The sequence below is a fragment of the Actinomyces oris genome (assembly GCF_001937665.1).
In the GTDB taxonomy this organism is placed as follows: domain Bacteria; phylum Actinomycetota; class Actinomycetes; order Actinomycetales; family Actinomycetaceae; genus Actinomyces; species Actinomyces stomatis.
Genome location: NZ_MSKL01000020.1, coordinates 78,067 through 98,490, shown reverse-complemented (window position 1 = coordinate 98,490; position 20,424 = coordinate 78,067). Strand labels below are relative to the sequence as shown.

At 68.9% G+C, this 20,424-nt stretch carries 10 protein-coding genes; 9 read left to right on the top strand and 1 reads right to left on the bottom strand.

Annotated elements, in window-relative coordinates; all coding sequences use genetic code 11:
- Window positions 1–3: 3 nt before the first annotated feature.
- Window positions 4–2,619 (bottom strand): hypothetical protein, encoded by a 2,616-nt coding sequence (locus BKH28_RS08250; RefSeq protein ID WP_075418351.1) that lies wholly within the window; start codon window positions 2,617–2,619, stop codon window positions 4–6.
- A gap of 299 nt (window positions 2,620–2,918) precedes the next feature.
- On the opposite strand from BKH28_RS08250, the gene BKH28_RS08245 reads away from it, so the two are divergent.
- The 9 genes from BKH28_RS08245 (at window position 2,919) to BKH28_RS08205 (ending at window position 20,401) form a co-directional block, all read left to right on the top strand.
- Window positions 2,919–3,758, top strand: a complete 840-nt coding sequence (locus BKH28_RS08245; protein WP_178388849.1) for an ABC transporter ATP-binding protein — start codon at window positions 2,919–2,921, stop codon at window positions 3,756–3,758.
- A gap of 3 nt (window positions 3,759–3,761) precedes the next feature.
- Window positions 3,762–6,344, top strand: a complete 2,583-nt coding sequence (locus tag BKH28_RS08240; protein WP_075418349.1) for an ABC transporter permease — start codon at window positions 3,762–3,764, stop codon at window positions 6,342–6,344.
- A gap of 386 nt (window positions 6,345–6,730) precedes the next feature.
- Window positions 6,731–8,599, top strand: a complete 1,869-nt coding sequence (locus BKH28_RS08235; protein ID WP_075418348.1) for an ABC transporter ATP-binding protein — start codon at window positions 6,731–6,733, stop codon at window positions 8,597–8,599.
- Window positions 8,599–10,335 (top strand): ABC transporter ATP-binding protein, encoded by a 1,737-nt coding sequence (locus tag BKH28_RS08230; RefSeq protein WP_075418347.1) that lies wholly within the window; start codon window positions 8,599–8,601, stop codon window positions 10,333–10,335. The genes BKH28_RS08235 and BKH28_RS08230 overlap by 1 nt, the downstream gene beginning before the upstream one ends.
- A gap of 291 nt (window positions 10,336–10,626) precedes the next feature.
- Complete coding sequence (locus BKH28_RS08225; RefSeq protein WP_075418346.1) at window positions 10,627–11,115, top strand: phage holin family protein; 489 nt, start codon at window positions 10,627–10,629, stop codon at window positions 11,113–11,115.
- Window positions 11,112–11,603, top strand: coding sequence for a DUF3618 domain-containing protein (locus tag BKH28_RS08220; RefSeq protein WP_075418345.1), 492 nt, complete (start codon window positions 11,112–11,114; stop codon window positions 11,601–11,603). Before BKH28_RS08225 ends, BKH28_RS08220 begins: the two co-directional genes overlap by 4 nt.
- A complete protein-coding gene (locus tag BKH28_RS08215; RefSeq protein ID WP_075418344.1) occupies window positions 11,600–12,004 on the top strand; it encodes a DUF3618 domain-containing protein in 405 nt (134 codons plus the stop codon). Before BKH28_RS08220 ends, BKH28_RS08215 begins: the two co-directional genes overlap by 4 nt.
- Window positions 12,005–12,581: 577 nt before the next feature.
- Entirely contained in the window at window positions 12,582–15,656 is a 3,075-nt protein-coding gene (locus tag BKH28_RS08210; RefSeq protein ID WP_256695552.1) for a helicase-related protein, read from the top strand.
- Window positions 15,656–20,401, top strand: coding sequence for an Eco57I restriction-modification methylase domain-containing protein (locus BKH28_RS08205; RefSeq protein WP_075418342.1), 4,746 nt, complete (start codon window positions 15,656–15,658; stop codon window positions 20,399–20,401). Before BKH28_RS08210 ends, BKH28_RS08205 begins: the two co-directional genes overlap by 1 nt.
- The last annotated feature ends 23 nt before the right edge of the window (window positions 20,402–20,424 follow it).

Genomic DNA, 20,424 nt, shown 5'->3' with positions numbered 1-20,424 from the left:
GCCTCAGCGGGTCTTGGTGGTGCCCTGCGGCGACCCGTTGGACTCGATGCGCTTGGCCAGGCAGTGGTCGGAGTCGTAGCCCTGGGCGTCGCACCAGCCGTTGGCCTTGTCGGCGTCGTCGTAGAGCTCGCCGGACAGGGTCACCCACCAGCCGCTGACGTCGTAGACCGGCCATTGACCGGTGTCGATGATGACGGCCTTCGGGTTGGACTGCCGTGTCTTCAGGAACTCCGCGAGGATCGAGCGGTTGGTCCAGGTCTGCCCGTCGGCCACCAGGCCGACCTGCTTGGAGGACAGCTGCGGGGTCCATTTACCCCGCATGCTGTTCATGACGATGGGGTAGTCGTGCTTGACCTGCCACTGGATGGCGTCTCCGGCGGCCTGCTCGTCCTGCGTCTCCTGGTTGGCGTTGGAGCTCGCTGAGGAGGCGATGGTCATCGGGGAGTTCGTCGAGCTCTTCGAGGTGGCGCTGGACGGGGAGCCGCGGTCGTAGGAGGGCCTGACCGACAGGCCCTTGAGGTCGAGGTCCTTGGCGGTGCGGAAGTAGTGCTGCTCGCCGAAGCGCAGCGTCACCGTCCGTCCGCCGTTGGGGATGATGAGCGGGTCGCTGGAGAGGTCGAAGGTTCCCGAGGCCACGAGGTGGTCGACGTCGGCGCCACCGGTGGGGCTGGTGGCGCTGTAGACGAGGACCTGGTTGGACGATCCGGCCAGGAAGTCGCCCTCGGTGCAGGAGGTCGCCATGTTGCCCTGGACCTTCAGCTCACCCTGGCCGTCCTCCACCGAGGTGATCGTGAAGGTCGGCATGCTGGAGCAGGCCTTGACCGCGCCCGAGGGCAGGGCCGCCGCGGTCGACGTGGCTGCGGCGTCGGCCTGGCCGTTCTGCTTGCCGCCCTCGTCCCCGTTGGCGCCGGCCTTGTCCTGGGAGGAGTCCTCACCCTTGCCCTTGTTGGCGAAGTAGTTCCCGGCCCACACGCCGCCTCCGCCGGCGATGACGAGCAGGAGGACCACGATGATCGCGATCAGGCGCCCGGTGCTGGACTTCGACGGCTGCTTCTGCTGCTGGGGAGGCGGCATCTGGGCCGCCATCTGGGGCCCGAACATGTCCAGCTCCACGGCCGGCTGAGCGGCGGAGAAGCCCGACGGCGCCCCGCTGGGGGTCTCGGCCCAGGCGGCGATGTCCTCGGCCGACGGGGGCGGGGGCACGGGGAGGGCCACTGACTCGGCCGAGCCCGCGGCGGGAGCGGCCGAGTCCGCTGCCCAGCCGGCGGCTACGGCCGCGGACTGGGCCGAGGTCATGACGTCGGTCGTCGTGTCGGCCGAGTCGACCTCGTGCCACTGCGACACGGGGGTGAGGACGGTCGGGTCGTCGTCGACGGGTTCGATGTTCTCCGCCTCGGTGGATTCCTCGGCCTTCGGTTCCTCGTCGGCCGGGGCGATGACGTCGTCACCGGAGTCCGTAGCCTCACCGGAGTCGCCCTTGGCGACGTCCTCGGCATCCGGGCCCTCCGAAGCCGTGTTCTTAGCCTCGTCGGCGGCGTCCTCGGAATCGTCAGCGGCCTCGTCGACCTCGGTCGGCTCCGCACTCGGATCGGCGCCCGGCTCGTCCCCGCCCTCGTCATCGGGTTCGTCGGAGCCCGACCCCTGATCCTCGTCAGCGGCATCCTCAGCGGCCTCCGCCTCCGCATCGGCCTGTGCAGCAGCCTCAGACTCCGTGGCCTCCATGGTCTCAACCGCTTCAGCGACCTCGGCACTCACCTCACCGGCGGACTCATCGCCGACGGCATCCTCGGCGGCCTGCCCCTCAGGAGCGTCCTCCTCGGGCTCATCAGCCGACTCGTCGGATCCCGGATCCTCAGTCGCATCGGCAGGCTCGTCGGCTGTGGCGTCCTCAGTGTCCTGGCCCTCCGGAGCCTGGCTCTCAGCCTCGTCGACCTCGGCGCCCTCAGCGGGCTCGGTGGGCTCCTCGGCCCCCTGATCGTCGCCGGTCTCGCCAGAGTCATCATCGGTGCTCGCGGACTCGTCAGCGGACTCGTCGATCTCGGTCGGCTCCGCAGTCGGATCGGCGCCCGGCTCGTCCCCGGCCCCGTCATCCGCTTCGTCGGAGCCCGACCCCTGATCCTCGTCAGCGGCATCCTCAGCGGCCTCCGCCTCCGCATCAGCCTGCGTGGCGGCCTCAGCCGCAGACTCCGCGGACTCCACAGGCTCCGAATCGCTCTCCTCGACCACCTCGGACTCATCAGCCGTTTCAGCTTCGCCCTCATCCACCGGCGCGGCACCATCGTCGGCCGACTCCGTCTGCACCGGCCCCTCCTGAACGACAGTGGGATCCACGGCGGGCTCACCGCCCGCGGTAACGGCGGCATCCGCGGCGTCCGCAGCATTGGCGGCCGCATCGTCGGTCAGGTAGCCGCGTGCGCGAAGGTTGGCGAGGACCTCGACGTTCCCGGTACTGGCCAGCCAGCCGAGCAGGTCGGGATAGGCCGCCGGGTTGGTCGACAGCGGTGCCCACAGGTCGGGCCGGCTCTGTGCGATCGCGGCCTGCAGGGCCTGGTCCGGAGTCTGCGCGGCAACCGCCGCATCGGCCTGATGCGCCGCCATCATGAGCTGAACCGGATCCATGCAGAGCCCTTCCGGGAGAACGTATTGGGTGACCTCGACTGATCGGGCTCGTCGCCAACCCATCCCGGGTCCTTCACCAGGCTCCGATCATCCCTGATGGTAGTCACGAATCGGCTGAAAGGTTTAAGAAACGGAGTCAGCCGGGGAAAACACCTTCATCCTCCACGCAGCTGCACCCCCGTCCCGGCCCACCTCAGGGACATCCCCGACCTCGGGTCAGGGTCGATCGGCCACCCAGTCAGGGGCCTGTCCTCCGCGAGGAGGATTCACCTCACCCATACCACTGTCAAACTGAACCTATGAGTAGCTCCGTTCCAGCCACCGCTTCCTCCATCCTCACACCTCACCGACCGGTGGATGACCCTGTGGTCTCCGCACGCAGCCTCACCAAGGTCTACGGCCGCGGCTCGGGCGCCGTCACAGCGCTCGACTCCGTCAACGTCGACATCGCGCGAGCCCGTTTCACCGCCATCATGGGGCCGTCCGGCTCCGGCAAGTCCACGCTCATGCACTGCCTGGCCGGCCTGGACTCGATCACGTCCGGGGAGATCATGCTCGACGGCGACATGGTCTCCTCCATGAACCAGCGCCGCCTCACCCGCCTGCGCCGCGAACGCATCGGCTTCATCTTCCAGTCCTTCAACCTGGTCCCCACCCTCACGGCGGCGGAGAACATCACCCTGCCCCTGGACATCGCCCGCAAGAAGGTCAACCCGCAGCGCTTCGACCAGGTGATCGACGCCGTCGGCCTCAGGGAGCGCCTGTCCCACCGGCCCGCCGAGCTCTCCGGCGGTCAGGTCCAGCGCGTGGCCTGCGCCCGGGCGCTCGTGGGCGAGCCGGCGGTCGTCTTCGCCGACGAGCCCACCGGGAACCTGGACTCCCACTCCACCGACCAGGTCCTGGAGATCCTGCGACGCAGTGTCGACGACCTGGGGCAGTCGGTGGTCATGGTGACTCACGAGCCGGAGGCGGCCGCCTGGGCCGACACCGTCATCTTCCTGCGCGACGGCCACGTCGTCGCCCAGCTGAATGAGCCCAACCGCGACCGGGTCCTGGACGCCCTGCGCGAGCTGAGCGAGGCCGAGCCCGCCCCCGCAGCCGGCGCCCCGCAGACCGGCCCGGCCGTCAAGGGGGCCTGAGCCGTGAGACGAGTCGCCTGGCGCTCCGTACGCGCCCACGCCAAACAGTTCTTCCTGACCACCTTCGCCGTCATGCTCGGGGTGGCGTTCCTGTCGGGCACGCTCGCCCTGCGCGCCTCCATGTCGGAGACCTTCTCCAAGCTGCTGTCCTCCACCGTCACCTCCGACCTGTACGTCCAGGGCCCCAAGCTCGCCACCAACGGCGACAACAACTCGTCGAGCTCCACACCGTCCCAGCCCATCGACAGCGCCCTGACCGAGCAGATCAAGCAGATCGACGGTGTGGAGGCAGCCAACCCCGGAGTCGAGATGACCGGGGTCCTCGTGGGAGCCAACGACACCCCGGTCACCACCACCGGCGCCCCCACACTGTTCATACCGCAGTATGACAATGAGGAGGGCCTGACCTGGGTCCAGGGCCACAAGCCTCAAGGAGGGGGCGAGATCTCCCTGGAGTCCGGGGCCCTGAAGACCTCCGGCCTCAAGGTCGGGGACAAGACGCACATCGTGGTGCAGGGCACTCCCAGCGAGGTCACCGTGGTCGGCGAGTTCCACTACGAGTCGTCCATGGCCAGCGCGACGGTCGTGGGCGTGGATCCGAACTGGCTCATGCCGATCGCCGCCCCGGACGGCAAGGTGTCGAGCATCTCCGTCGACGTCGCTCAGGGCACCTCGGTGGACACGGTCAAGTCCGAGGTCACCAAGCTCCTTCCCGACGGCTCCCGGGTTCAGACCCAGGCCGAGGTCATCAAGGAGCAGAACAAGACCATTGAGAAGCAGCTGGGCTTCATCCAGGTCTTCCTGCTGGTCTTCGTCGTCGTCGCCATGTTCGTGGGCTCCTTCATCATCATGAACTCCTTCGCGATGAGCGTGCGTCAGCGGGTCAAGGAGTTCGCCCTCCTGCGGGCGGTCGGGGCCTCACCCGGCTCGGTGTTCGGCGTGGTGTTCCTGCAGGCGGTCGTCATCGGCGTCGTCGGCTCCACCCTGGGCGTGGCCGCGGGTGCGGGGCTCCTGGCCGGGCTGTCCGCAATACTCGACGCCTTGGGCATGCCACTGCTGGAGGGCACGGGCCTGAGCGGGCCGATCATCGCGATCTCGCTGGCGGTGGGGCTGGGCGTCACCATCGTCGGCGCCCTGCTGCCGGCCCGGGAGGCCGCCCTGACCCACCCGGTCGAGGCCATGCGCGGCGTGTCGGGCTCCCGGGAGAAGTCACTGGTCCTGCGCACGATCCTGGGTGGGCTGCTGCTGGCGGCCGGAGTGGCCGCGATCGCCGCCGCGTGGGTGAACGCAGACCTGACGTGGCGCCGCCCCATCATGGGTGTGGGCGCGGGCGGCACGGTCCTGGGACTGCTCATCGTCTCCCCGACCCTGGCCCGCCCGGTGGTGGCCGTGCTGGGTCTGCCCTTCCGGCTGCTGCGGCCCGCCGGGCGCCTGGCGGTGCGCAACATCATCCACAACCCGCGCCGCACGGCCAACACCTCCGGCGCCCTCATGGTGGGCATGGCCCTGGTGTGCGCCGGCGCCACGCTGGCCGCCTCCTTCCAGGCCTCGACCGCCGACGAGATCGACAAGTCCCTCAAGGCCGACCTCGTGGTCCAGCCCGCCACGATCGGCAGCCTGAACACCCGGCTCTCAGCCGACAAGGCCAAGGACATCGCCGCGATCGACGGGGTCAAGGAGACCTCCTCCTACTCCATCTACGCCGACTCCGTCACCAAGCCCGACGGCAGCCAGAACCCCGCCGCCACCGTCGTCGTCGTCGAGCCCGATACCTACTCCAAGGCCTACGACGTCTCCACGAGCTCCGGGTCGATGGAGGACCTGGATGCCACCCACGTAGCCGCGAAGAAGGACGAGGGCCTCAAGCTGGGAGACAAGGTATCCATCACCGGCCCCAGCGGGTCGGCTGAGGCCACGGTCGGCGCCATCGTCGACCCGAAGGGAACCGGCGGCAACTACTACATCTCGCCTGAGCTGGCGGCGTCGGTGGGCTCCTGGAGCTCGCCGGGCACCAGCACGGACGCGGCCCATGTCCTGGACGCGCCACTGGGCATGCTCCTGACCCTCGACGAGGGCGCCGACCTCAACGCAGTACGGAACCAGGCACGCGACATCGTGGCCGACACCTACCAGTACTCGGTGCGCGACGCCGACGAGATCTCCGACCAGGTCGGCCAGCAGATCAACCAGATGCTCGCCATCCTCTACGGCCTGCTGGGGCTGAGTATCGCCATCGCCATCCTGGGCATCGTCAACACCCTGGTGCTCTCGGTCTCGGAGCGCACGCGGGAGATCGGGCTCATGCGCGCCGTCGGCCTGGGCAAGGCCCAGCTGTCCGGGGAGATCATCACCGAGTCGGTCCTCACCGCCCTGTACGGCACCGTGCTGGGCGGGGCGACCGGGGTGGTCCTGGCCGCCGCCCTCAAGGAGGTCCTGGAGGATCAGGGGCTCACGTCGCTGAGCATCCCCTGGGGCCAGATGGTGGGCATGCTCGTGCTCTCCGTGGTGGTCGGCGTCATCGCGGCCCTGTGGCCGGCGCTGCGCGCCTCCCGGATTCCCGTCCTGGACGCCATCGCCACCGAGTGACCCAGGAGCAGACGGCGCGAGGCACGCGACAGGCGGGCCCCGCCCGGTACCGCTCACGCATCTGCTGGCGCCTCACGGCGGCAGCCGGTGGGGTCGGGACTCAACCAGCCGGCACTGGATGAGTCCCGACCCTGCCAAGCCCGGAGCCCCGGCCCGCCCCCATTGAGGGGTCGGGCCGGGGCTCCGGTACGTCTGCACGACCCGTCCGACAGCCGCCCGAGCCGCACACCCGCCGGATATTCCCGTGCCCAGTATCTTCCTTGTCACCGGCTCTCCCCCTGCCGCACCCGTTTCAGCTCCGATAGCCTCATGCGATCATGCCCGAACCGTCCTCTCGGTCGTTCCCGACCACCCCGGCAACGCTGTCCGCCCTGACTGCACAGTCCATGACCCCCGACGCTCCACTCCCCCAGCCCCCTTCCCTCGGGGCCGGGGCGCTTCTGCGCTGGCTGCTGCGCCGTGCCGCCGTCCCGGTCACCCTGGCGACCCTGGCAGCCTGCACCTCCAACACCATCCAGGCGATCGTGCCGGCCTTCCTGGGGCAGGCCCTCGACGCCGAGATCGAGAACGGACTCAACAGCCGCGTCTGGGGCATCGGCGCCCTGCTGCTGGTGCTGTTCGTCGTCTACGCCGTCGGGGACACGATGCTGTCCTACTTCGGGGTGACGGCCTGGATGCGCACCGCCTTCGACGTCGACCGGCTCGTGGGCCGACAGATCTCGGCCACGGGCAAGGACCTGTCCCGGCAGGTCTCCACCGGTGAGGTCGCCACCATCATCGCCTCCGACGCCGGCTACCTGGGCAATCTCATCGAGTACCTGCCGGCCCTGCTGGGGGCGGCGGCCAGCTTCCTCGTCGTGGCCGTCCTCATGCTGCGCACCTCGGTGAGCCTGGGGCTCATCGTCATCCTGGGCATGCCGCTGGTGGCGGCCATCGTCACCCTGGTCATCCGTCCCCTGCAGAAGCGTCAGGCCGTTCAGCGCGAGGCCCAGTCCGCGGTCACCACGATCACCACGGACACGGTGGCGGGCCTGCGGATCCTGCGGGGCATCGGCGGGGAGGACGTCTTCGCCCGCCGCTATCGGGACGCCTCCCAGGAGCTGCGGCGCCGCGGCGTCGAGGTGGCCTCCTCCCAGGCCACCCTCATGACCCTCCAGGTGCTGCTGCCCGGGCTCTTCGCCGCCATCGTCGTGTGGGTGGCGGCGCGCATGGCCGTGGCCGGCAGCCTCACCCCCGGCGGGCTCATCACCTTCTACGGCTACACCGCCTACCTGTCCTGGCCGCTGTGGGTGTTCACCAGCTCCGTGCAGGACTACACCCGGGCCGTCGTCGGCGCCCGGCGCCTGAGCCGCCTGCTGGAGGTGGCGCCGGCCGCCGGCAGCCTCGTGGAGCGCCTCAGCCTGGACCCGGCCGCCGCCCACCCCGTCAGCGGCGACCTGGTGGACACCGGCAGCGGCCTGCGCCTCAAGGAGGGCCGCATGACGGCCCTCGTGTGCCCCGACCCGCAGGTCTCCGCCGACCTGGCCACGCGCCTGGGGCGCTTCACCGACGCCGGCCCCACCGTGACCCTGGCGGGCCGGCCACTGACCACCATGCCCCTGGAGCAGGTGCGCGCCAGCGTCGTCGTCTCCGGCGCCACCGCCCAGCTCTTCACCGGGACCCTGCGCGAGGCCCTCGACGTGCGCGGCGGCCCCGACCCGCAGCCGGCGGGCCTGGAGGACCTCGTGCGCGCCGAGGCCGAACGCACCACCGGGGCCGACGTCGACCAGCAGGTCCGCCCCCAGGAGCGCGAGGCCCCCGGCGACGACCGGCTGATCGAGGCCATCGAGATCGCCGACGCCGGCGATGTCCTGACCTCCCTGAGCGAGGGCCTGGCCGGGATGATCACCGAGAAGGGCCGGTCCCTGTCCGGCGGGCAGCGTCAGCGCGTGGCCCTGGCCCGGGCGCTGCTCACCGAGGCGCCCACGCTCGTGCTCATCGAGCCGACCTCCGCCCTGGACTCCCACACCGAGGCCCGCGTGGCCGCCCAGGTGCACCGGGCCCGCGCCGGGCGCACGACCGTCGTCGTCACCGCCTCGCCGCTGGTCCTGGAGGCCTGCGACGAGGTCGTCCTCCTGGACTCCAGCGGCGCCGAGCGGCTGCGCTCCACGCACCGCGAGCTCATGGCCATGGCCCGCGACGGCCACGCGCAGGCGGCCGACTACCGCGCCGTCGTCTCGAGGGCCATGGGTGAGGACGCGGAGGCGAGCTGCTGATGGCGCTTCCCGTCGCGCCCGGGCCCGTCGCCCTGCGCAAGACCTTCCGGATCATGGCCTCCTACCGGGGGCGCTTCGCCGTCGTCCTGGTCCTCCAGATCACGGCGGTCCTGTCCACGCTCGTGGCCCCGCAGCTGCTGGGGCGGCTGGTCGGGCGGGTCTCGGCCGGGCGGGCCGACGCCGGCTACGTGGACCGGATCGTGCTGACCATCATCGCGGTCACGCTCGTGGGCGCGCTCATCAACCGCTTCGCCCAGAAGCACGCCCGGACCCTGGGCGAGTCGGTCTTCGCCGAGCTGCGCGAGCGCATGATGAACCGGGTGGTGCACCTGCCGCTGAGCGCGGTGGAGTCCGCCGGCACCGGCGACCTCGTGGGGCGCACCACCACCGACGTCTCCCGCATCGAGTTCCTGGTGCGGGTGGGGATCCCCCAGATCCTCGTGTGCGTGGTGACGATCGTCTTCACGCTCCTGGCCGCCGCCGTCGCCGACCCCCTCCTGGCGCTCGGGCTGCTCGTCATCGCCCCGCCCGTGTGGTCGATGATGCGCTGGTACCTGCCGATCTCCATCCCCGCCTACCGGGCCGAGTCGGCCGCCCAGGCCCGTCTCAACGGGGCGGTCTCCGAGACGGTCGAGCACGCCGAGACCGTGGACGCGCTGGGTATCGGGGCTCGCCGCGAGCGCGCCATCATGGCCTCCGTCAAGGAGGCATGGTCCTTGGAGCGCTACACGGCCGCGCTGCGGGTGCGCCTGTTCATGGTGCTCGACGTCGCCTGGCGGGCGCCCGTCGTCGTCATCCTCCTGTGGGGCGGGTTCCTGGCCGGCCGCGGCTACGCGACCCTGGGGGCGATCACCACTGTCGCCCTCTACTCCATGGAGCTGCGCAAACCGGTGGGCCAGCTCATGTTCTGGATCGACCAGGTCCAGATCGCCCAGGCCTCCCTGTCCCGCATCCTGGGGGTGGAGGAGGTCCCCGACGACCGCGCCCCCACCGGCCAGGAGCCCGAGGGCACGCGGATCGTGCTCGACGACGTGCGCTTCTCCTACCGGGAGGGCGTCGAGGTGCTCCACGGGATCGACCTGGAGCTCGTGCCCGGGGAGCGGCTGGCCGTCGTCGGGCCCTCGGGGTCCGGGAAGTCCACGCTGGGGCGGATGCTGGCCGGCATCAACCCGCCCACCTCCGGGAGCGTCACCGTGGGAGGAGTGGCGCTGACGGACCTGACGGAGGACGAGCTGCGCCGCCACGTGGCCCTGGTGACCCAGGAGCACCACGTGTTCGTCGGCACCGTGGCGGACAACGTGCGCCTGGGCCGCCCCCGCGCCTCCGATGACACGATCCGCGAGGCCATTGAGGCCATCGGGGCCGACACCTGGGTGGACGCGCTGCCCGAGGGGATGAACACGATGGTCGGGTCGGGTCACCTCGAGCTCAGCCCCGCCCAGGCCCAGGAGGTGGCGCTGGCCCGGCTCGTGCTGCTGGACCCGCACACGCTCATCCTGGATGAGGCCACCTCGCTGCTGGACCCGCGCGCCGCCCGCACCCTGGAGCGGACCCTGTCCACGGCGCTGGCCGGGCGCACCGTCATCGAGGTGGCCCACCGTCTCTACACGGCCGCTGACGCCGACCGGGTCGCCGTCGTCATGGACGGGAGGATCGTCGAGCTGGGCAGCCATGACGAGCTCGTGGCCCTCGGCGGGGAGTACGCGAGCCTCTGGCAGGCCTGGAACCAGGAGTAGCGGGCCTGCGGGCCGCCCGCACCGACGCTCCGCACCGACTCGTTCCACTCCGTCGGCACGGTCCGGATCGCCCTACCGGTCAGGGCGGCGACGGCAGTCCTTCGTAGATCGCCGGTGGCGAAAGCCGGCCCCTATCTCCCAAACCTACAAACCCGCTCGGGCCTGCGTTGTTCCACGATGGCGCAGGCTGTGAGATTCTTAGTTCGGCGGGTCGTCCCACTGTCGCGATCCCGCCGCCTCGCAGTCAGCTGATTGCCTCCAACGCCGTGCCTCACATGAGAAGGTCCGTTCATGCCCAACAACCAGCCACCTCCCCCGCCGTCGCAGGCGACGCCGTCGGCCTCCACCACGCCTCCTCGCAGGGCCAGCGGCAGCACCCAGCCCACGCTCGGTGAGCTCATCGCCCGCATCTCGGAGAACATCTCCGCGCTGGTGCGCGGCGAGATCGACCTGGCCAAGGCCAAGGGCCAGCGCATGGCCAAGGAGATGGGTCTGGGGGCCGGGCTGCTCGCCGCCGCCGGGGTGCTGGCCCTGTTCATCTTCGGGTTGGTGCTGGGAGCCATGACGTCGGGGCTGTCCAACATCATGCCGCTGTGGGCCGCCTTCCTCGTGGTGGCGCTGCTCCTCACCGTGATCGCCGTGCCGATGGCCCTGATCGGCATCAAGCGGCTCAAGGCCGCCAAGGCCGACACACCCACGCCACAGGAGGGTCTGATGGAGTCGGTCAACGCCGTCAAGGGGGCCGTCGCCTCCGGCCTGGAGAGGGGGAACGCCAAGTGAGCACCCACAACGCTCCCACGTCCACATCCGTCCCCGCCGCGCCGGCTGCTGAGGCCGCGCCGTCGGCTGACGCCGTCCTGTCCGATATGGCGGCTCGGCGCCTGACGCTGGCCGCCGACGTCGACGAGCTCGCCGCGCGCCTGGCTCCGAACAACCTGGCCAGGGTCGCCAAGCTCAAGGCCCGCGAGAAGGTCCAGGAGCTGCGCAGCCAGGCCGTCAGCAAAGTTGAGGACACGGTCGGGCAGGTCAAGAACCGCCTGGTCTCCCTGGCCGGTGGTGGCACCGACCCCGAGGGCGGGGTCGATACCTACGAGCCCGGCACGCTGACCTTCGGCCAACGCGTCTCCCGCCTGTTCGACGACGCCCGCGACGGCGACCCCGCCTCCCTGGGGATCGTCACGGTGGCGGGGCTCGCCCTGGCGGGCCTCAGCGTGACGGCGACCGTCGCTGCGGTCAAGGCCTTCCGCGCCCGGGCGGGCAGGGTATGACTAGCGGGACGCAGGCAGGTGCCTCCGGCGCCGAGGCCACCGGGTCCAGGTCGCTGAGCCCCGAGCAGATCGAGGAGCGGCTGCGCGCCCAGCGCGTGGCCCTGGCGGCGAGCGTCGACGAGTTCGCCTCCCGGGTCGACCCGCGCACGCAGGCGAAGGAGGCCGGGGAGCATCTGCGCGAGCAGGCGAGCGCCAAGGCCGACCACCTGCGCGAGCAGGCGGAGGCCGGCGCCAGCCGACTGCGCGAGGAGGCCCGCCGATGGGCCGAGCAGGCTGAGCAGACCTGGGAGCGCGCTAAGCAGGGTGACTCCGAGGCGACCTCCACGCTCGCCAAGGCGGCCGCCGTCGCCGGCGCCGTGGTGACCGCCGGCGTCGTCCTGACCCGCTTCGCCCGCCGCTGAGGCCAGCGCACCGGCGCCCCGCCATACTCCAGCACCAGGAGCCAGCCAGTCCGCATCGAGGACTGCGATGTCCGCCGGGGACGTACTTCTCCTCCAGATCACTGCGGTCAAACCCCAGTGACCTGGAGGAGAACGCAGTCCTCGATCACCAAGTACGTCCCCGAGGGTGCGTCCTCGCGCACTGATAGCTGGGAGAACAGTTTCCCGTCATACCTGAGCAAGGCAGTAGGGGGAGATACGCCACCGAGTGAAATGTGTTCCACGACACACTTATGTCATCTAGTCTCGCACCCCGCAAGCCCCTAACCTAATCCCATAACTCCCCGCCGTCCTCCGGGACTGGCGGGGTCTATCTTTCTTCGCAGGAGGCTACTCGTGGCCCTCTAAATGGCGGTCGTCGTTGACTACCAGAACGTCCATCTCACTGCGGCAAGTCTGTACATGCCGGGGCGTCCTACCGAGGACGCACGCCCGCCAGTTCTGCTCGCTGTAGCCCCGCACCGGCCCGCAGGTCACAGATCAGTCACTGCCCCGAATTGGTCTCGACCACCTGCGCCGGCGTCCTAAAATCACTTCCGTGACAACGGCGCCCACGACTCCCCAGGATGCGGTGACGGATCCTGCTCCTTCCCTCCCTTCTCTTGATGTCGCTCCGGGCTCTGTGGTCCGGGTACGCGACGAGGACTGGCTGGTCACCCAGGTCTCCACCACGTCTGACGGCATGCTGGTGACGGTGCAGGGCCTGTCCGAGCTGGTTCGGGACACGACGGCGCAGTTCTCCGCTGGTCTTGACCACATCGTCCCGGTGGATCCGCGCCACACCCGGGTCATCGCGGACACCTCCACTCGTCACCGGCTCTCGCGACTGTGGCTGGAGGCGACGCTACGCAAGACGGCGCTCCCGGCGACCTCGACCGACCTGGCCGTGGTCAGTGACGTCCTCGCCGACCCGCTGGCCTACCAGTTGACGGCAGTCCGCCAGGCCCTGGACCCGGCGAACCTGCGCCCGCGCATCCTCCTGGCTGACACCGTGGGCCTGGGCAAGACCCTGGAGATCGGCATGATTCTGGCCGAGCTCGTGCGCCGCGGCCGGGGCGACCGCATTCTCATCGTCACGCCCCGTCACGTGCTCGAGCAGATGCAGCACGAGATGTGGTCGCGCTTCGCCCTGCCCTTCGTGCGCCTGGACTCGGTGGGCATCCAGCGGGTGCGCCGTTCGGTGCCGGCCTCGCGCAACCCGTTCTCGGTGTTCCACCGCGCGATCATCTCCATCGACACGCTGAAGTCGGACCGCTACCTCAATCATCTGCGCAAGCAGCGCTGGGACGCGGTCGTCATCGACGAGTCGCACAACGTCACTAACAAAGGCACGCTCAACAACCGGCTCGCGGACATTCTGGCCCGCCAGACCGACGCCCTCATCCTGGCCTCGGCCACGCCCCACAACGGCAACCCGAAGTCCTTCGCCGAACTCATCCGTCTGCTGGAGCCGACGGCGGTGCGCGCGGACGGCTCCCTCGATGAGGAGGCGGTGCGTCGCCTCGTCATCCGCCGTCACCGTCACTCCGACGAGGTGCGCGACGTCGTGGGGGGCCGCTGGAAGGAGCGCCTGACTCCGGTCAACAAGCTGGTGGAGCCCTCCCCGGCCGAGGACGCGGTGGCCGGCGAGCTCTCGCGCACCTGGCTGCACCGTTCCGACGGCGCCACCCTGCCCGGAGGCCGGAAAGCGGGCTCGCGCGGCGACTCCCTGTTCGCCTGGACCCTGGCCAAGTCCTTCCTGTCCTCACCGGCAGCCCTCATCCAGACGATCGACGAGCGCCTGGCCCGACGCCGCAGCCGGGCAGCATGCGAATCCGGCACAGAGCCCTCGGAGCAGTCACAGGTCCTGACCCGCCTGCGCGAGCTGGCCGTCGAAGCCAACACGACGGCATCGGGTAAGTACCAGGCGCTGCTGACCGAGCTGCGCCGCATCGGGATCGCCCCCAGGTCGACCGAGCGCGTCGTCGTCTTCGCTGAGCGCATCGCGACGCTGACCTGGCTGGCTGAGCACCTGCGTGAGGACCTGTGCCTGCCCGCCGACGCGGTGCGGGTCATGCACGGGAGCCTGTCCGACGTGGAGCAGCAGGAGATCGTGGAGCAGTTCCGCCAGGCCCACACTCCGGTGCGCGTCCTGGTGACTGGCGACGTCGCCTCGGAGGGCGTCAACCTGCACGCCCAGTGCCATGAGCTCATCCACTACGACATTCCCTGGTCGCTCATCCGCATCGAGCAGCGCAATGGCCGCATCGACCGCTACGGCCAGAGTGTCTCACCGCAGATCACGACCCTGCTGCTGAGCCCGTCGGACCCGCGCTTCTCCGGCGACGTCCGGGTGCTCACGCGCCTGATGGAGAAGGAGGATCAGGCGCATCGGGCCCTGGGCGACGCCGCCTCCCTCATGGGCCTGTACTCGGGTGAGAAGGAGGAGGAGGCGATCCGTCAGGCGCTGGCGGCCGGGCAGGACATTGACGACGTCGTCCCCGACGCCGACGACGCACTCAACCTGGATCCGATGGCGGCCCTGTTCGCGAAGCTGACGGGCACGGCCGAGGCCCGGGGCGACGACGCCGCTGCACCCACCGGCACCGAGGACTCCCCTGCTGATCCAAGCAATCCCGGTGACCCGGCCGGTCCAGTCTCCCCCATCCAGCCCGCTGCCCCTCTGGCGACATCGACGCTGTACGAAACCCAGCTGGACTATCTGCGCCAGGCCCTCACTGAGCTTTATGAGCGCCCTGAGGAGCCTGAGCAGCGTCAGACCGGCGGCGGGGGTGTCTCGTGGCGCGAGCACGGTACACAGCACATCGTGGAGATGGTGCCCCCGGCGGGGCTTCGCCATCGCCTGTCGGTGCTGCCGCAGTCCTATCTGCGTGAGCGCCGTGTCCAGGAGCATCTCAAGCTGGCGACGACGCAGACGAAGGGCGCGCGTCTTCTCACGGAGGCCCTGAGTGACTCCTCGGACTCCTCCTGGCCGGAGGCCCACTACCTGGGGCCGCTGCACCCGGTGCTGGACTGGGCCGGCGACCGGGTTCTGGCCAAGCTTGGCCGCTCCTCAGTGTTCGCGGTGCGCGGCGACGTCGACTCGCCGACCGTCCTGCTGCTGGGGACTCTGACGAACCAGGCGGGCCGGACGGTGTCGATGGTGTGTGTCAGTGCCGACTTCCCCTACCTGGACCTGGCGGCCGCGCAGTCGGAGCTGGATGCGGGCCGGCCGGTCGAGGCGGTGCCGATCGGGCAGGTGCATGACTCCCCCACCGCCATGTTCGAGGCGGTGGGTATCTCCCGGGAGCTGCGGAACTCCGGGCCGGTGACGCAGACCAGCCTGCTGGAGGCGCTCATCTCCCCGGCGGTGAAGGTGGCCAAGGACCACATGAAGGTGACGGTGGACGCGGCGAGCCGTCAGGCCGAGGCTCGGGTTGAGGCCTGGGCGGAACGTGCGAATACCTGGGATGACGAGGCCGGTCGCCTCATCCAGAACCGCCACCTGCGCGAGCAGCGGATCACGGTGGCGCAGGAGCACGAGCTCAGGAAACAGCACCTGCCCGCGCACACGCTGGTGCGCCCGCTGCTGGTGGTGGTGCCGCAGGACTTCGGGATGGAAGGGGATCTCTGATGGCGGTGTCGGATGCGCTGGTCGTCGGCGAGGACTGGATCAGCGAGCACTACTTCACGACCGACGCCACCAAGGAGTCCTTCCTGGCGCGCGTGCTGGAGCGTCGCAAGGAGTGGGAGGCCCTGGAGAAGCCGGCCGATCCCGGTACTGCCTCGACGCCGACGCCTCGCTCCCGGTTCCGTTCCGAGCGCTCCCGCTTGGAGGAGCTGCTGGCGGCCCTTCCCGCCGACGACGCAGGCTCCCTGACCGGCGCCGCCCTGGAGGCGGCCGGCGAGCTCGATGCGCTCCTGCGCGAGATTCTGGGCTTCACGTCGTCGGAGTACCGGCTGACCGATCGGGGCCCGGTGACCCTGGTGAGGCCGGTGGGCGATGAAGGCCCGGCGCCGCTGGCGCTGCTGCGCGCCCGCCCGGTGACCACGGTGGAGGACCTGCTGGTCAAGGACGCCTCTACGCTCGCTGAGGAGTGGCAGCCCGTGGATCTGGGGGACCCCGACGCCCCGGCACTGGAGGAGGCTGAGCCGGTAGAGTCGGTGTCCCGGGCGCTGTCGACGCTCATGACGGATGGTCACGGCCCGGCCTTCGCTCTGGTCCTGGCGGGCCAGTGGGCGCTGGTAGCGGAGCGGGAACGGTGGCCGGAGGGCCGCTGGCTGGCGGTGAACGTGCAGCTCGTCGTCGAGCGTCATGAGGCCACGCGCGGCGGCGAGGTGGAGCGGGCCTTGACCTGCCTGGATGCCCGCTCTCTGCTACCGACGGCGGAGGGCGAGACGTGGTGGGCGGCCACCTTGGAGGACTCGGCGGCCCACACGGTGGGGGTCTCGAAGGATCTGCGTGAGGGCGTGCGCTCCTCGATTGAGATCATCGCGAATGAGGTGGTGCGCCGTCGCGCCGCGCGGGGGCTGGAGCCGTTGGCCCAGGAGCGGGCGCAGGATCTGGCCCTGCAGTCGCTGCGCTACATCTACCGGATCATCTTCCTGCTGTATGCGGAGGCGAGCCCCGAGCTGGGGGTCCTGCCGGTGGGCGCCGCCGAGTACGACGCCGGCTACGGCCTGGATCGTCTGCGCGAACTGGCCCTCAGGGAGCTGCATGAGGAGTCGTCCCTGGCGGGCACGCATATCTATGAGTCCTTGGACCGGCTGTTCCGCCTGGTCGATGAGGGCCACAATGAGCAGGTGCCAGCCGCCGACGAGGGTGGCTTCGATGGTCTGGTCTTCCGGCCGATGCGCGCCGACCTCTTCCGCCCGGTGGCGACCGCCCTCATTGACGAGGTGGGCCTGGGCAACGGGGCCCTGCTGCGGGTGCTGCGCCACCTGCTGCTGACCAAGGAGAACAGCAAGAGCGGCCGAGGCTTCATCTCCTATGTGGAGCTGGGCATCAACCAGCTGGGCGCCGTCTACGAGGGGCTCATGAGCTACTCGGGTTCCTTCGCCACCGAGCGCCTGTGGGAGGTGGCGCCGGGCGGTGACGCCTCGAAGGGCTCGTGGGTGGTGCCCGAGGACGTCATGAAGGGCCTGGAGGAGAAGGACTTCGTGACGGTGGAGGATGAGGTGACGGGTGAACGCCGCAACGTCACCTATGAGAAGGGTCAGTTCGTCTACCGGCTCTCCGGCCGGGACCGGCAGCGCTCGGCTTCCTTCTACACCCCGGAGGTGCTGACGCGTTTCACGGTGCAGCAGGCGCTGGAGGAGCTGCTGGATCAGGACGGGCGAACGACGAGCGCTGAGGAGATCCTGCACCTGACGGTGTGTGAGCCGGCGCTGGGCTCGGGGGCCTTCGCGATTGAGGCGGTGCGCCAGCTGGCGGAGCAGTATCTCTCGCGGCGCGAGCGCGAGCTGGGCCGGCGTGTGGATCCTGAGGAGCGGCCCCGGGAACTGGCGAAGGTGAAGGCCTTCATCGCCCTGCACCAGGTCTACGGGGTGGACCTCAACGCGACGGCAGTGGAGCTGGCGGAGGTGTCCCTGTGGCTGGACACGATGGTGGAGGGGCTGGCGGCCCCGTGGTTCGGGCTACGGCTGCGGCGCGGTAACTCGCTGGTAGGGGCGCGCCGGGCCCTGTACTCCACCTCCCAGCTAAAGAAGCGGGCGTGGCTGTCGGCCGCTCCGGTGGCCGAGCCGCTGAGCCAGGTGGCGGCCGTGCTCGACGACGCCGATGCCGCCTCCCGGCACCGGATCGGCGGGGCGCTGGACGTCTCCGGGAACATCCACCACTTCCTCCTGCCGGCCAAGGGCTGGGGCAGCGCGGTGGAGATCCCCAAGCAGGTGCGGGACCTGGTTGATGCCGGCAGGCTTAAGGCCCTCAAGACCTGGCGCAAGGAGATCACGAAGGCGCTGAGCACCACCCAGGCCTTGCGGTTGACAGCCTTGGCTCGGCGTGTGGAAGTCCTGTGGGAGATGACCCTGCGGCGCCTGCGGGTGGCGGAGGCGGAGGCCTCGCGCCGCATTGACCTGTGGGGCCGCAACGCACAGGAGGGCTCCGGTTCAACGGTGTCCCGCGAAGAGATCGAGGCCTACCTGGCGGCGCCGGGTTCAGCGTACCGGCGTCTGCGCCTGGTCATGGATGCGTGGTGCGCCCTGTGGTTCTGGCCGCTGACCACGGATGTGACGCCGCCGAGCCTCGATGAGTGGCTGGACGCCCTGGAGGGGCTGCTGGGAAAGCAGGTCAAGGACGCCAAGGGCACCGATGGGACCCTTGTGGATGCCTCCTCCTGGGCAGAGCTGGAGACCATGGAGGAGGTTGAGCTCGGCCTCGCCGGGGCCCGCAAAGTGCAGTCGGTCATTGACGAGCACGAGTGGCTCACCGTGGCCCAAAAGGTAGCGGAGGCCCAGGGCTTCTTCCACTGGGAGCTCGACTTCGCCACCGTCTTCGCCCGCGGTGGCTTCGACCTCCAGGTGGGGAACCCGCCGTGGGTGAGGCCCCGCACCGATGTTGCTGGTCTTCTCGCGGAAGGAGACCCCTGGTGGTCACTCAGTAACAAGCCTTCCGTCACCGCAAAGAACGAGCGAATGCCACGCACCTTGGCTCGTCCTGGAGTCCTGCACACAGTCCTCGACGGAACCGCTGAGGTCATCGTGCTCTCTGAGCTTCTGAGCGACCCAACCGTCTATCCGTTGCTCAGCGGCCAGCCGGATCTCTATCGCGCATTCATGTGTCAGGTATGGGAACACCAGGATGAGTACGGCATCTCATCACTCATCCACATGAACACCCATTTTACTGACACCAAAATCTCCAGACTCCGCGCCGTCACATACAAGCACCTACGGCGACACTGGCGATTCATCAATGAACTCCGACTCTTTGACATTGAAGATCACAAGCACTACGGAGTTCACGTATATGGAGCACCTCGCTCTCCACAATTCCTGCATGCCGCAGCCTTATATCACCCCGATACAGTAGTGCGCTCGCTCCTGCACGATGGCAGCGGCGAGGAACCAGGCTTCAAGGATCCACACACCGGAACCTGGGACCTACGCCCTCATGCAGCCCGCATCGAATCCATTGATGAAGCAGCGCTAAAGACTTGGCAATCGGTGACGGAATCTGACGACTGGTGCTCGACCCCCATGGTCTCGACTGTTAACTCAGCAGCATCACGAACGTTGGCAACACTGGCCGTACAACTACGCATCGACAGTCTCAATCTCCAGTTCTCAGCGGGTTGGCATGAAACGTCAGACTTCGAGAAGGGACGCTTTGAAAAAAAATGGGGGCCCACATCCTGGGGCGACGCCATCCTTCAAGGACCTCATCTTCACGTCTCAGCCCCGCTGTACAAGCAACCCAACGAATCTATGCGCCACAACCAGGACTGGACTTCAACCGACTTGGAAGCACTCCCTCCGAGCGCACAACCCGTCACCCAGTACAAGCCCGCGGGCGACCGCGCCACGTATGACCGTCTCTACACTCATTGGGACAATTCTCCCGCCCGCGACCATTACCGCATTGCCTGGCGCGCCATGGCAGCCAACACCGGAGAAAGAACCTTCATTCCATCTATCATTCCTCCAGGATCAACACACGTACATGGTGTTTCTTCTGCAGGCTCAAATGATCTCACATTGAGTTCACTTCCAGCAATACTAGGCGTATCCTCAAGCCTTCTCGCAGACTTCTCAGTGCGCTCTTCACCTAAATCAACAATACAGATGTCTACATTCAATCGCCTCCCCAGGCTAAACGAGAACGACTCGCTTACTTTAAGAATTGCTGCTAGAGTTCTCCGCCTTAACTGCCTCACGGACGCCTACGCAGACCTGTGGACGGAGTGCTGGGATGAGTCATTTGTGGTTGACACTCCGATCCTGGAGCGTTATGACGAGCGGTCAATCGGTCCGGACTGGACAGCGGACACACCCTTGCGTCGGGCGGAGGATCGTCGCAACGCCCAAGCGGAGATCGACGTCATGGTGGCGATGATGCTAGGCGTGCCGATTGAGGACCTGTGCACGATCTACCGCACCCAGTTCGCGGTGCTGTACGACTACGATCACGGCCGCGGCCAGGGCGCCTACGTCTATGACGCGAATGGTCGCCAGCTACCCACTCCGGTCCGCCAGGCTTGGGAAAAGCGCAAGCGCCCTACCTCCAACGAGGACATGCCACTATCGGAGCGTACTCACACCCACCCCGGTTCTGGCGTCTCCTACGTCTACGACCTCCCCTTCCGCATCCGCGACCGCGAATCCGACTTCCGCCGCATCCACACCACCCTCACGCAGACCGCCCCCAACCAACACATCTGATTCACATACTCACTTAGTTCACT